The sequence below is a fragment of the Acinetobacter sp. CAU_H_60 genome, from assembly GCF_058599385.1.
In genome coordinates, this window is the sequence record NZ_CM178653.1 from 691,764 (window position 1) to 706,591 (window position 14,828).

General features: G+C 45.5%; 10 protein-coding genes and 1 other RNA gene. 6 read left to right on the top strand and 5 right to left on the bottom strand.

From position 1 onward, the window contains the following. Complete coding sequence (locus AC4MBN_RS03220; RefSeq protein ID WP_491880644.1) at positions 1-3,612, bottom strand: AAA family ATPase; 3,612 nt, start codon at positions 3,610-3,612, stop codon at positions 1-3. 8 nt (positions 3,613-3,620) lie between these two features. Beyond that, entirely contained in the window at positions 3,621-4,874 is a 1,254-nt protein-coding gene (locus tag AC4MBN_RS03225) for an exonuclease SbcCD subunit D (RefSeq protein WP_419375206.1), read from the bottom strand. 628 nt (positions 4,875-5,502) lie between these two features. Here AC4MBN_RS03225 and AC4MBN_RS03230 point away from each other — a divergent pair. After that, on the top strand, positions 5,503-5,949 hold the full coding sequence (locus AC4MBN_RS03230) for an ABZJ_00895 family protein (RefSeq protein WP_419363095.1): 447 nt from the start codon (positions 5,503-5,505) through the stop codon (positions 5,947-5,949). 193 nt (positions 5,950-6,142) lie between these two features. Then, entirely contained in the window at positions 6,143-7,048 is a 906-nt protein-coding gene (locus AC4MBN_RS03235; RefSeq protein ID WP_491880645.1) for a TIGR01777 family oxidoreductase, read from the top strand. Here AC4MBN_RS03235 and thiO read toward each other — a convergent pair. Together thiO and hemB are read right to left on the bottom strand one after the other, a co-directional pair. Next, positions 7,037-8,158, bottom strand: a complete 1,122-nt coding sequence (gene thiO / locus AC4MBN_RS03240) for a glycine oxidase ThiO (RefSeq protein WP_491880646.1) — start codon at positions 8,156-8,158, stop codon at positions 7,037-7,039. The genes AC4MBN_RS03235 and thiO overlap by 12 nt on opposite strands. Positions 8,159-8,178: 20 nt before the next feature. Continuing rightward, positions 8,179-9,192, bottom strand: coding sequence for a porphobilinogen synthase (gene hemB, locus AC4MBN_RS03245; protein WP_034171477.1), 1,014 nt, complete (start codon positions 9,190-9,192; stop codon positions 8,179-8,181). Between the two features lie 105 nt (positions 9,193-9,297). On the opposite strand from hemB, the gene AC4MBN_RS03250 reads away from it, so the two are divergent. The 3 genes from AC4MBN_RS03250 to AC4MBN_RS03260 all read left to right on the top strand — a co-directional run bounded on the left by AC4MBN_RS03250 (position 9,298) and on the right by AC4MBN_RS03260 (position 12,738). Then, on the top strand, positions 9,298-9,795 hold the full coding sequence (locus tag AC4MBN_RS03250) for a thioesterase family protein (RefSeq protein ID WP_034703122.1): 498 nt from the start codon (positions 9,298-9,300) through the stop codon (positions 9,793-9,795). A gap of 264 nt (positions 9,796-10,059) precedes the next feature. Further along, complete coding sequence (locus AC4MBN_RS03255) at positions 10,060-11,205, top strand: HlyD family secretion protein (RefSeq protein ID WP_419363104.1); 1,146 nt, start codon at positions 10,060-10,062, stop codon at positions 11,203-11,205. A 6-nt stretch (positions 11,206-11,211) separates the two neighbouring features. Next, positions 11,212-12,738, top strand: coding sequence for a DHA2 family efflux MFS transporter permease subunit (locus AC4MBN_RS03260; RefSeq protein WP_491880647.1), 1,527 nt, complete (start codon positions 11,212-11,214; stop codon positions 12,736-12,738). A 47-nt stretch (positions 12,739-12,785) separates the two neighbouring features. On the opposite strand, the gene glpK is transcribed toward AC4MBN_RS03260, so the two are convergent. Then, positions 12,786-14,270 carry a glycerol kinase GlpK gene (glpK, locus tag AC4MBN_RS03265; RefSeq protein ID WP_491880648.1) on the bottom strand — a complete coding sequence of 495 codons (1,485 nt, stop codon included), beginning with the start codon at positions 14,268-14,270 and terminating at the stop codon, positions 12,786-12,788. A gap of 130 nt (positions 14,271-14,400) precedes the next feature. On the opposite strand from glpK, the gene ssrA reads away from it, so the two are divergent. After that, positions 14,401-14,760, top strand: a transfer-messenger RNA (tmRNA) gene (gene ssrA / locus AC4MBN_RS03270). The last annotated feature ends 68 nt before the right edge of the window (positions 14,761-14,828 follow it).

Sequence of the window (14,828 nt, forward strand, 5' to 3'; positions counted from 1 at the left end):
TTAACCTATAATCTGAATGGTACTGGCACCGGCACCAACCGGTTTAACCTGAATCTGAACCGGAATCCGTTCATGCATCTCCTGCACATGTGAAATCAGCACTACTTTACGGCCCTGACTCTGCAAATGATCCAGTGCATTCATGACCATATGTAAGGAAGCCGGGTCTAAAGTACCAAAACCTTCATCAATAAATAGCGATTCTAGTTTCATTGAGCCGGAAGCCATATTGGCAATCGCCAAGGCCAGAGCCAGAGAGACCAGGAAGGTTTCACCGCCAGAGAGTGACAGGACAGGACGCACTTCGCTGTTCATATCCAGATCGATAATCGCCAGACTTAAACTGTCTGGAATCCGGTACAGCTGATAACGCGGAGCCAGGGGCTGTAGTTGCTGATTGGCATATTCGACCAGAATATCCAGATGATGTTCCTGCGCGATTTTCTGGAATTTGGTGCCTTCCTTATGGCCGATCAGATCATAGATCCGGCCCCAACGATATTCTTCAGCTTTGACCTGTTCAATCTGATGCTGGTAGCGTTGTAAGGTCGACTGGTTATTGGCATGTATTCTTAATTTGGTGGCTACTTCATTACAGGCATTTTCCTGTTCAGCTTTTTCCTGTGCCAGACTACTTAAGCGCAGTTCAACTTCTTCAAAGCTAAGTTCAGGCTTGGACTTCAAATGATGCTGATATTGTTCTTCCAGAATGTCCCAAGCCGTTTTGGCATTTTCAACCGCCTGATGTTGTGCCTGTAATTGCTGGCGAATTTGCTGATGCTGTTGCAAGTCAATATTCAGGCAATGCTGGATATGTTCGGCATCAAACGTAGGATGTGTATTTTGCCAGTCCTGAATAGATTGCTGGCATTGCTTGATCTGTTGTTCCAGTTGCTGAATCTGGGTGATGAAACTCTGCTTTTTCAGCTCAGCCTGTCGTAAATGCTGATCATGCTGCTGGGTAACCAGACTCTGTGCCCGTAACTGTTCATCCAACGCCTGTTGTTGTTGCTCCAAATGGTCACGCCATTCCTGTGCTTTAGGATAAATCTGTCCGGCATGGGTGAGGGTCAGATGGTTGAGCTGTTCACGTAGTGCTTTGCCCATATTCAGCGCCGTATTCATCTTTTGCTGTAACTGAGCATCATATTGTTGATGCAGGCTGAGCTGATCACGTGCCTTTTCAATCTGCTGGTTTAAGCTTTGCATATGAGTCTCCAGGGTTTTGAATTCCTGAGACTGTTTCTGACGTTGTTGTAGTTGTTGAGATAACTGCTGACAACTTGATGAGGTATCAGTAATCCAGGATTTCTGCAAGGACTCAGGCAGTAAATTAACAACCGGCTGAATCATTTGTTCTAACTGTGAATGCTGCTGCATGCTAAAACGTAGCTGATCCAGCTGTTGCTGTTGCTGGCGCCATTGTTTCCAGTCACTTTGCTGATTTTGCAGGGTTTGTGCTAGCTGCTGTTGTTCTTGTTGAAGTTGAAGCACATGCTGGCCAAGCTGTTGCTGCAAATGATCTGTGCTCTGGCTTAGATCAAACTGTAAACCGAAGTGTTGCAAATCCTGACTCAGTTGAGCCTTTTGCTGTGCAAGGGTCGTATTGAGTTGACTGCTGCGTTGCTGATGTTGCTCAATTAGGGTTTGTAGTTGAGATTGCTGGATTTGTGCTTGCTGATATGCTTGAGTCAGTTGCTGTAGTTTTTTCTGAGCTTCCTGAAGCTGCTGATCATGTAGCTGTTGCAAAGCATTTTCTAGCAGTTCCTGATGCTGTACAAAAGGATGCTCATGACTGCCACAGACCATGCAAGGTTTATTTGGTTTCAGCTGTGCACGTAATTCCTGCACACTTTGTGCCTGTAATAAACGTTGCTGAGCCAGTACTTGTTGCAATTGTTCAAAGGCTTGTTCTGCTTCCTGGCGTTGTTGCTGTAATTGAACAAGTTCAGTTTCTAGTTGCTTTAAGCGATCATGATGGTTTTTTAAATCTCGGTTCAATTGCAGGCTTTCAGCTTCTAAGCCAACCATTTGCTGTGCGGTGCGCATTAAAGCTTCAAGCTTCGAATGCTGGGTACTGAGTTGCTGTTGTTGGGTCTGGAACTGTTGGATCTGCTGTTCAAGCTGATCCAGATGAGTATAACGCTGAGTGAGTTCCTGCAAGCTGGCAGATAAAGCCTGTTGCTGCTGTTCCAGTTCAGTGCGGCTGGATTGGAAAAGTGCCGGGTGCTGCCACATGAATTTCTGGTGCAGTTCTTGATAATCCTGTAAGCGTTGCAGAGTCGCCTGCGGTTCGTCATCGAAAACCGCTAAGAAGCTCTGATGTTCCAGTTGCTTTTGAATCTGATGGTACTGAGCCTGAACCTGTTGTAAATGCTGTTCAGTCTGCACCAGTTGATTCTGAACAGGCTGAATCTGCTGGGTTCTATAGGTCTGCTGTTCAGCTAGAAGCTGTTTATACTGCTCGCCAATCGACAGCATTTCATGATCCAGCTTGAGTCCCTGATCCAGATAAGGTTTGATCTTCTGAAAGTCTTGTTGCTGCTGTTGTTGCTGTTGCTGAATGTGGTGCAACTTGTGCTGTTCACTATCACGCTGCTGCTGCACTGACGTGAATTCGGCAACAAAGTTTTGTTGCTCAGTCAGTAAATGGCTACGCTGCTTCTGAAACTGCTGTTGCTGGACAAACTGTTCCCGAATCTGCTGAAACTGGTCCAGTTGATCTAATAACTGTTTTTGCGGTGCCATTTTCTGTTCAGCATCCAGCTGAACCGTATAGATTTCTTTTTTGGCCTGAATTTCAGTATAGAGATAATGCTGTTGGCGATGCCATTTCAGGTCATTTTCCAGTACCTTTTCGCTCTGGTTTAGATGCTCAACCGCCTGTTTTAAAATAGTGTGTTGCTGCTGTAAGGCAGCAATATCTTCTTCAGATAATAGTTCCAGATGACCGATTAATTTTTCCAGGTCAGCGCGTTTCTGCTTCACTTCACTGTGTTTTTCAAATGCTTTCTGGCTGACCAGACTGAAAATCTGAGAATTGGTCAGATATTCGAGTAAATCGGCACGTTCATTATCTTTGGCTTTTAAAAAGGCACCAACCTCAGACTGTGCTAATAGAACCGCACGGGTAAACTGCTCGAAACTCAAGCCGACCAGTTTTTCAATCAGCGGCGTGCATTCAGAAATCTTCTGGTTTAGAATCCGTTGATCATCCAGACAGGTAATGGCACGATCGACCTTTAAATTACCATCCACTTTCTGCCGGGCACGACGAATTTCCCAACGTGCGGTATAACGTTTTTGGTCTAAGGCAATAAACTCAAGCTCGGCAAAACCCTGTACGCAACCACGGCGCAGAATATTTTTGGAATCCTTGATCGAGACATCCTGTCCACCTGCATCTTTCAGACTACCTGTGGCACCTTTTAAACGTGGAATTTCGTTATACAGCGCCAGGCACATGGCATCGAGCAGAGTAGATTTACCAGCACCGGTTTTTCCGGTAATCGCAATCAGTCCGGCATGTGCCAGTGGATTCGATTCAAAATCAATATGATGTGTACCAGCGAGAGAGGCGAGGTTATTTAGGCTCAGACGGATAATTTTCATGGCTGATCCTAAGCTTGTTGTTTTTGTGCAAGTTCATGTTGGGCTTCGACCAGTAACTGCTGAAAATCCTGCTGCACCGAATGATCCTGGCTATAGCCCATTTTTTCCCAGATATTGAAAAACAGTGATTCAGGTGTTGGAGGTGCCAAGTCAATTTTAGAGCTATCAGCCTGATCTTCTGCTTGTCGTTGATAAATTCGGCTGATGCGTAGCAGACGATAACGATTTGGCGGCAGTGCCTGTTCAATCTGCTGACGTAAATCTACCGGTGGCGGTGCATCGGTAGTGTATTCAATTTCCAGAAAATGTCGTGCTGCCAGATGCTCAATTTCCCCAGTCGGCAGTGCTTTTACTTTGCTGAGCAGATTTTCCAGATTTTCCCGGATTCTAAACAGCTCGACAGTACGAGGAACTTTCAGCGCTTCAAACTGAAAACGCTGTTCAGCATTTTGCTCAGGATCGATTCTGACTTCAACGACCTGATGCGAATAGTTGATCTCACTAAAGGATAAGGGAATCGGGGAGCCACTATAGCGGATATGCGGCTGACCGACTTTTTGTGGTTTGTGCAGATGTCCCAGAGCGACATAGTCAATGACTTCATCAAATAACGCCGTTGAGAGAGCTTCTTCATTGCCGACAATAATGGGGCGTTCGGAATCGGAAGTTTCACCGCCTTGCATATGCGCATGTGACATGAGAATCAGTGCCTGATGTGGCTGCTTACGTGCTTTGGCTTCGGCAATCAACTGTTGGTGCAGATAGCTGATGGCATTCTGGCTATTATGGGTATGTTCATTAATGCCGGTAATTTCGGCACTGCGTAAATAAGGCAAGGTTAGGCACCAGGCAATAATCTCTTGCTGCTGGTCATAAATCGGAACCAGCAAACGATCCAGATCAAGAGCATTGTCCGCAGTCCGGCCGACAATACCCACCGCTTTGGCATTAAATTTGGTCAATAAAGGCTGAACCTGTTCAATTCGATAACCTGAATCATGGTTGCCGGCAATCATCAGGGTTTGCATATACGGTGCCAGTTCATGGGCATCAGCAAGAAACTGGTATAGCTGTCTTTGGGCACTGGAAGCAGGATTGATGACGTCAAAAATATCACCAGCAATCAGTAGGGCATGTGGCTGTTTTTCCTTGATTTGTTCAAGGAGCCAATTCAGGAATTGTGCATGTTCAAATTCACGGTCATGGTTATGGAAAAACTGTCCCAAATGCCAATCAGAAGTATGTAGAAAATGAACTGCCATGTATACCCACCTTTATTTTTGCCTTCCTACTATAGAAAAAAGCCCAGCTAAAAATCTACTTGAAAAAAATATTTTGATCTATTTCATTGCTACACGTCATTGAAACTATTTTCAGCGTAGTTTTGAATATCAGAATAATACTAGTGAAATCAATAAAATGTGATGTTCATATATAAAGTATTGAATACAGCGTTTTTATTTTAAATTTTACTTCAGGCAATTTCATAACATCTGAATCGCAGAACCAATATTTTTTATAAAAATTGCTAAAAACAGACTTGAAAAAATGCAGCCGATCATTATTTTATGCTGCATAAGAAACTGATAAAAATTTGCAGGCGAATTGCTAAAAACGGTTCGTCCAAAAAATAAAAACCGACGATTCGAGTGATGATGAAATCGTCGGTCAAAGATTTGTGTATAGTGAAAATTTTGGCTGCTATTCAAAATTTTCTAAAACACTGGACTTATTGCTTTAGCAAAGAGAACGAAAATTTGTGGATGCCAGTCCAAATTTCCGAACCTTGTACCCTATATAACGTCAGCATCTCGCTTTAGGTTGACAATAAAATGAAAAAAAAATTAATTTTTTTTATACTAGTTGATTAATCGTCCTTGAGTCCTGCTGATGGTGTCTCTAACTCGCTATTTTCTCTGGTTTTTCTTCCTATGCTTTATTTTTACCTGCATTTGCGGGGTTGTGGCGGCGTTGATGCCGACTGGCATGGGCGCAGTATTAACCATTGTGCCTTATCTGGTGGCGATGATCTGGGTACTGTTTAAGTTTTTAAAAAAGGAACAACGGGCGCCCACCCAGGTAGAGCGTAAAAAATTCACCTTGGGATTTAGCCTGATTTATTGGGGCTATAACCTGGCATTTTTAATTTTAGGGATTGCCATTGCGACGCGTTCCAATCCGAATGCCTGGCAGGACTTTTTACTATATCTGCAACAGCCACAATTTATGAGCATTGTCGTGATTATGTTCCTGCTCATCGCGATTCCGCTTTATCTGCTGACCTACTGGTTTTATGGCAAACAGGCACAGCGTATGGCTGATAAAATGTTTGGCTAAAATTTCCTACGCTTTATATCAAAATCGTTGAGATCAAATTCAAGATGCTAAATCAGGCTGATAGAAAATCAGAAGTTTTCCGTATAGCCTGATAACAATTCCTCATTTACCGATCCAGCCTATTTCATCCAACATTCTGATTCATAAGTGACGTATAATTTGGGCAATACAATAATAATGGCTCAGAATAACCATGTATAAACCTGTAGTCCTTATGACAGGCGCCAGCGGTTTTATTGGCAGCCATCTGGTGAAATTTTTACTGGCTCGTGATTATGCAGTGATCGGCCTGACCCGACAGAAAAAATTGCGAGAAGAACATCCTGATTTTCACTGGATTAATGATCTGGAAGAATTGAAAAATCATCAGATTGACTATGTGATGAATCTGGCTGGTGAAAGTATCGGTCAGGGTCGCTGGACAGCCGCACGCAAAAAGAAATTGCTGGACAGTCGATTAAATACCACCAAGCAGTTATATGATTATCTAGAGAAAAATCAGATCAAGCCCAAACGTATTATTTCGACTTCAGCGGTTGGCTACTACGGAATCGATCCGCAAGAACGCTGGGATACGGTGTGTACTGAACAAAGTCCACCACAATCCATTTTTATGTCAGAACTGTGTGAGAAATGGGAAAAACTGGCCTTGTCCTATACCGGGCAGGACACCAAAATTGTTCGCTTTGCTGTGGTGTTTGGTCAAGGAGGCGGGATTCTTCCGCAGATGTTATTGCCGATTAAGCTGAATATGTTTGGCCGGATTGGCCATGGGCGCCAACCGGTGACCTGGGTGCACCTACAGGATGTCATGCGTGCGATTGAATTTCTGATGCAGCAGCCAACCCAGCAACAGGTATTTAATGTAGTTGCTCCAGAAAAAGTCAGTCAGGCGCAGTTTGCCCGGATCGCGGCACAGGTGCTGAAAAGAAAACCTTTATTGCCCTTACCAGCTTGCAGTATGAAAATGATGCTAGGTGAACAGTCACAACTGATTCTGAATGGTCAATATGTCCAGCCCAAAGCTTTGCAGGAAGCCGGATTTGAATTTAGCTATCCGACCCTGAAAGAAGCCTTGATTGAAATTTTAAACCGTTAAAGAGTGCAGCTGTAAACGCTGTATCGGACTATAAGGCTGTGGATCTACGATAGTCGGTTGTTCCAGGATTAACTGAGACAGCAGTTTTCCAGAAGCAGCGCCCATACATAAGCCATTACGGAACTGGCCGAAATTGGTCCAGAGATTGTCTAGGTGCGGAATTTTGCCGATATAGGGAATGCCATGAGGAGAGCTTGGTCGTAGACCAGCCCACTGTTTCACAATTGGGAAATCAGCCAATTCTGGTACCATTTCCAGGCAGGCTTCCAAAATATCCTGACGGATTTCAGCAGAAGGCGAAGTATCAAAACCGACCTGACGCATGCTGGAACCACACAGTACATGACCATCACGACGTGGAATCAGATACATGACCTTGTTCATGCACATGGTTGGCAGCCAGTTTTCTGGTGTTTTAAACAGTAGCATTTGTCCTTGAACCGGATGAACTGGAATATCCAGACCGAGCTGTTCAGACCAGTGTGCAGACCATGCACCGGTGGCAATGACGAACTGATCTGCTTTAAAGCTCAGGCCATTTTCAGTAGAAACACTGTGCACATGATCTTGCCGGATACTTAGCTGAGTGATTTTGCAATGCTCTTGCCAGCTGACACGCGGATGCTGCTTGAGGTAAGCAATAATGGACTGTAATAGTCGCGGATTGCGGATATTGGAAAGTTCTGGAAAATAGATCGCCTGTTTAAATTTTGGATCTACTTTACTATTAATCTGCTGGATTTGAGGCTGATTCAGATATTCGGCATGTTGCTGTGGATCCTGATATTGCTCGGCATAGCGCAGTCCGATTTCAAAATCCGTTTCATCAAAAATCAGCATACCGGTTTCATGAATCTGGAAATCAATCCCGGTGATCGGTTGCAGTTTCTGGTTCCAGGCTTGATACAAGGGTTTGGCATGGCGGGCGAGGGCATTGACGGCATCGGGATAACGCCAGGGATACATCGGGGAGAGAATGCCACCTCCGGCCCAAGAAGCTGCCTGTCCAGCCGCGTGTTGATCAAAAATCGTAATAGAACATCCCTGTTCAAGCAATTCCAGAGCTGACATCAAGCCGGTGATGCCTGCTCCGATAATGGCGATATGCATTGCGCCAAGGTCCTTCTATTTTATTTCATGTCTTTCAGTTTGAGCGCAGCTTCTTCCGCGAAGTACGTCCAGATACCATCTGCACCGGCACGGCGGCAGCACATCAAGGATTCAAGAATCACGCTATCAGATAACCAGCCATTCTGAATCGCAGCAGCCAGCATGGCATATTCACCACTAACCTGATAAATAAAGGTGGGTATGCCGAAGGTATCTTTGACTTCACGAACCACATCCAGATAAGGCATGCCCGGTTTAACGATGACCATATCTGCACCTTCCTGAATATCGAGGGCAATTTCATGCAGTGCTTCGGCACGGTTACCGAAATCCATTTGGTAATTGTATTTATTGCCGCCTTTCAGGTTGCTGGCAGAACCAACCGCATCACGGAATGGACCGTAGAAGCTAGACGCATATTTGGCTGAATAAGCCATAATAGAGGTATAGATATGGCCATTCTGTTCAAAGGCCTGACGAATTGCACCGATGCGGCCATCCATCATGTCACTTGGCGCGACAATATCGGCACCAGCTTCAGCATGGCTTAAAGTCTGTTTGATCAGTGCTTCAACGGTTTCATCATTCAGCACATAACCGGTTTCATCAATGATGCCATCTTGGCCATGCGTGGTATAAGGGTCTAACGCGCCATCAGTAATCAGCACCATTTCCGGTAATTCTTTTTTCAGCAGGCGAACAGTCTTCTGTACCAGACCATCTTCATGCCAAGCCGCTTCTGCAGTCAGACTTTTATCTTCTTGTGGTGTGACCGGGAACAGCGCCAGTTTATTGACACCCAGTTCCAATAAACGTTCTGATTTTTTTAACAACAAGTCAGCAGACAGGCGCTGCACATTTGGCATACTTGGAATGTCTTGGGTCTGGTTTTGTCCCGGCAGCACAAATACTGGATAAATCAAGTGATCAGCACTGAGATGGGTTTCACGTACCATAGAACGTAAATGCTCATTTTTACGAATACGACGCATGCGAGTTGCAGGAAACGCGGGACGATTGAACGTATAGGTCATAAAAATCTCAGTAATCAGTATTAAACTAGGCCCCTATTGTAACCCTATCTGAATTTTTTGGGCATAAATTAGCGGTTTTTTATTGTTGTAGCTTCGGGCAGACTTATGACTAAGACAGAAAGAAATTGGACAGGTAATATACATTTAGGTGCAAAAGTGGATATTGAAGTGGTCTTAAACCAGTTGGTACACGCTTTTAATACCTCTCCTTTTTTTAAGCATAATGGCATGACCATGCGGGTGGTTGATGGTCAGATCGAAGCATATGTTGAAATGCAGGATTTCATGATTGGCAATGTGGCTTTTCAGATTCTGCATGGCGGTCTTGCAGCCACCATACTCGACAGTATTGGCGGAATTGTGGCGATGGGGGAACTGTACAAGAAAGCCGAACCGGAAACCATTGCCGATACGATTAAAAAGGTATCACGTCTGGCGACGGTAGATATGCGCGTGGATTATCTGGCGCCCGGTCGTGGCAAATATTTTATTGCCCGTGCAGAAACCTTACGTTTGGGGCGTAAGGGTTGCACCATGCGCATGACCATGGTCAACGATGATGACAAGCCGATTGCCACAGCGATTGCTTCATATGCCTATTAATTAAATTTATCTTCTCGATTTTGGCTCACTCTGGGCCCGAACTAAGCCCTTATTCCTGGAATAGGGGCTTAGTTTTTTAAACTTCCGAGTAATATTTTTTTGCATATTTTCTAATTTTTATTATTAGAATGCATGAAAATTAAATTAATACGGCTTTCTCATTTTACCCATTGATCAATAAACGGGATATGAATCTATACATTCATGTCAGTGCTGGTCAGTGTGGCTGCGTGACCAAGTCTGTTGGATTTAGGAAAAAAATCAATGACAGATGTACAAGACACCCTGCCAGAAAACGCATCTGATGCAACTTCGGATCAAGCTTTAAAAAATAAACGTAAAAAGGCCCTGAGTATTGTTGCCATTCTTATAGTGATTGCACTGGTGCTATTTCTGGTTTGGAAATTCTTCCTGAACAATTCAGTCAGTACAGAAAATGCCTATGTGGGTGCTGAAACGGCTTCTATTACGTCTATGGTGAGTGGTCAGGTCGCTGAAGTATTGGTTCATGATACCCAAGCGGTCAAACAGGGCGATATCCTTGCCAAAATTGATGACCGTGATGCCAAAATTGCAGTGGCTCAGGCACGTGCAGAACTGACCAAAGCCAAGCGCCAGTACAAACAGACTGCGGCCAATAGCGGGGCTTTAAGCTCACAGATTGGGGTTAGTGATGATGCAATTCGCAGTGCCGAAGCCCAGCTGGCTCAGGCTCAGGCAGCTTTACATAAAGCACAAGATGAATATACGCGTCGTGAAAAACTCAGTGCGAGCGGTGCAGTGTCTAAAGAAGAACTCAGTACAGCACAATCTGCATTGGATACGGCCAAAGCTGGCGTAGCTTCTGCTGAAGCGGGTCTGGCACAAGCAAGATCCAGCCAGAAAGCCGCACAAAGCAATTTAGCGGCGAATGAAGCCTTGATTCAAGGTGCGAATGAAAATTCGACTCCTGATGTACTTGTGGCTGAAGCCAGACTGAAACAGGCCGAGCTAGACTTAGAACGTACTGTAATTAAAGCACCTTTTGATGGGGTGGTTTCACGCCGTTCAATTCAGGTGGGTCAACGTGTTGCGCCAGGTACAATGCTGATGATGGTCGTACCAGTAGATCAGCTCTATGTTGATGCCAATTTCAAAGAAAGCCAGCTGGAAAAAGTCCGTGTCGGGCAGAAAGCTGAACTGACGTCTGATCTGTATGGTAAATCGGTGAAATATCACGGCACTGTGGTTGGCTTCTCTGGCGGTACAGGTTCAGCTTTTGCTCTGATTCCGGCTCAGAATGCAACGGGTAACTGGATCAAAGTGGTACAGCGTTTGCCAGTGCGTATTCAGCTGGATCCGAAAGAGCTGGCTGAGCATCCGCTACGTGTGGGTCTGTCGATGGAAGCTGAAATCCACTTCAAGAAGTAATTCCCGATGAATAAATATGTTCCATATGGGAATCTGACTGGCGGCAAGCTGATGCTGGCGGCCTTTGTGCTGGCATTGGCCAATTTCATGGTCGTGCTGGACATGACCATTGCCAATGTCTCGGTGCCGCATATTACCGGTAGTCTGGCAGTTTCCAGCTCGCAAGGCACCTGGGTCATTACGTCTTATGCAGTCGCAGAAGCGATCTGTGTACCTTTGACAGGATGGCTGGCGGGTCGCTTTGGTAGCGTGCGCCTGTTTGGTGTCTGCCTGCTGGGTTTTACCATTTTTTCAATTCTGTGCGGGATTTCAACCAGTCTGGAAATGCTGGTATTTTGCCGGATCGGGCAGGGGCTGTTTGGCGGTCCAATCATGCCGCTGAGTCAGACTCTATTGCTACGCATCTTCCCACCTGAAAAACAATCCCAAGCGATGGGTATGTGGGCGATGACCACCGTAGTCGGTCCAATTCTTGGTCCAATTCTTGGCGGTACGATTAGTGATAACCTGTCCTGGCACTGGATTTTCTTTATTAATATCCCGGTGGGTCTGTTCTGTGGTCTGGCTGCATTGAAGCTATTAAAACCAGCCGAAACTGAAACCAATGCTTTGAAGATTGATAAAGGTGGTTTGTTCCTGCTAATTCTGTGGATTGGTGCGCTGCAATTGATGCTGGATCTTGGTCATGAACATGACTGGTTTAGCAGCTCCTTTATCGGCACATTGGCGGTGCTTGCCATAGTTGGTTTAATCATCTTTACCATTTGGGAACTGACCGAACGGCATCCGATTGTAGATATCCGGATCTTCCGATATCGCGGTTTTACTTTTGCCGTACTGTCACTGGCCTTTGCCTTCGGTGCCTTCTTCTCCAGTATTGTTCTCATTCCACAGTGGGTACAGATCAATCTCGGCTATACCGCCACTTGGGCAGGTTATTTAACCGCGACCATGGGTTTTGGCAGTCTATTGATGTCACCGATTGTGGCGAAGATGGCGACTAAATATGACCAGCGCATTCTGGCCAGTTTTGGTTTGACCTTGCTTGCCGTGGTGACCTTAATGCGGGCATTCTGGACTACGAATGCGGATTTTATGGCATTGGCCTGGCCGCAGATTCTGCAAGGTTTTGCGGTACCATTCTTCTTCATTCCACTCTCCAATATGGCATTAGCCTCAGTACAGCCACAAGAAATGGCATCAGCCGCAGGTTTGATGAACTTTCTGCGGACTATGGCTGGAGCGATTGGTGCTTCAATTGCAGTCACGATCTGGGATGATCACAGTAAAGTGGCACGCAGTGAGCTGGTCGGTAAACTGAATGTCGAAGAAACTCAAAATACCCTAATAGCTCAGGGCATGAGTTCGGACAGTGCCTTAGGTTATATTTCCAGTCTGGTGGATAAAGAAGCATTAACGCTGTCTGCTAATCACCTGTTTTTGATTTTGGCAATGGTCTTTGTTTTTGCTGCTTTAATCGTCTGGCTGGCGCCACGGCCTAAAGCGGGTGTGGGTGGAATGCCATCGCATTAATATTTTCCAAAAAAGCCGCTGAATATTCAGCGGTTTTTTTTGGGGGCTTATAAATCTGATTTGGCTCGTTTTAAAGCATTCTGCCACTTGGCTAAATGTGCTTCACGTTCATCGGACTGCATTTTCGGTTCAAAGGCCCGGTCTAGCTGCCAGGATTGAGAAATTTCATTTAGGTTAGAAAATACCCCGGACTTTAGACCTGCCATGGCTGCTGCTCCCCAAGCCGTGGATTCCAGCATCTTCGGACGTAAAACAGGCACATTGAGCAGATCAGCCTGGAACTGCATCAGCATATCATTACAGCTCGCACCGCCATCAACCCGTAACTCTTTTAAAGGGTGGGCAATATCCGATTGCATTGCAGTCAGTACATCGGAGACCTGAAAAGCAATGGACTCTAATGCAGCTCGGGCAATGTGGGCTTTATTGGTTCCTCGCGACATGCCACAAAGCAGGGCACGCGCTTCACTATCCCAATGCGGTGCACCGAGCCCAGTAAAGGCGGGGACTAAGACCACGCCGTCAGTATCTTCTACTTTACAGGCCAGCTTCTCTATATCACTGCTTTTCTGAATGATGCCGAGCCCATCACGCAGCCACTGCACCACAGCACCGGCCATAAAAACGCTACCTTCCAGGGCATAACTGGTCTGTTCCTGTGCCTGCCAGGCGAGGGTAGAAAGTAATTTGTTCTGGCTGAGCTGAATATCATGACCGGTATTGAACAGCATAAAACAGCCGGTGCCATAGGTATTTTTTGCCATACCGGGTTCGAAGCAAGACTGGCCAAATAAGGCAGATTGCTGATCACCCAGAATACCGGTAATGGGAATCGTAGCCCCTAATAAACCCGGTGCCGTATCTGCAATATGACAATCAGAACTGATGATTCGTGGCAAAACTGAAGCGGGGATATTAAACAGGTCGAGTAGTTCGTCATCCCAGCGTTGAGTTTGCAGATTCATCAACATGGTGCGGGAAGCATTACTCGCTTCAATAATATGCTCAGCACCTTGAGTCAGGTTCCAGATCAGCCAGCTATCAATGGTGCCAAAAGCCACATGACCTTGCTCTGCGAGTGTACGTAAGCCATCAATATTTTCTAATAACCAGACCAGTTTCCCGGCACTAAAATAGGGATCAATCCGTAATCCGGTTTTTCGTTGTACCTGATCCATCAAGCCCTGCTGAATCAGCTGATTACACCAGTCGGCTGCACGACGATCCTGCCAGATAATCGCTGGTGCAAGAGGCTTCCCATTACGACAATCCCATACCACAGTCGTTTCACGCTGGTTGGTCAGGCCAATCGCTTTAATATCTTTGGCCAGAATCCGGGCAGTAGCAAGCGCCTGTTGTACCACTGCAATTTGCGAGCTCCAGATTTCCTGTGCATCCTGCTCAACCCAGCCGGAATGTGGGGTCTGGATATGAGTTTCGCGTTGAGCTGTTGCCTGAATCTGTCCGTGTTCATTAAAGATGATTGCACGGCTAGACGTCGTTCCCTGATCGAGTGCCAATAAATAGCTCATAATTTTTTTAAATGCTGACTTGAATTATGAAATATTAGCGCAATTATGTAATCAGGCGCATTCAAAAGTGTATTTGTGTAGAAAATGCATCGTATTTTTTGCCAGTTATGCTATGATGAGCTTGTACTTTGGGGATGTTCTTGGCTTCGACGCCGATGATGAAACTCATAGATGCATGCCGAGAGCGCATTTTCTCTCGTAAATAAAATTTGCATTTAAATAGTCGCAAACGACGAAACTTACGCTCTAGCAGCCTAAGGGCTGCTTGTCCGCATCTCTGAATACTTGTGGTTAGAGATCCCGACTGAAGCGAACGCACACAAGTCCGTATAGAGTCAAGCCTCGGGGCTTTATACCAAATCTAGAGGATCGCACCTTGAACCCTGTTCGTCGGGTCTCTTGGTGTTAAAACAATAGACGATATCTAAGCATGTAGTATTCTCGAGCGTAATGTTGGCGGACGCGGGTTCAACTCCCGCCATCTCCACCAAAATTCTTGTTATAAATCAGCCACTTATATTAAGTGGCTTTTTTATTGCCACATATTTGCCACATTTT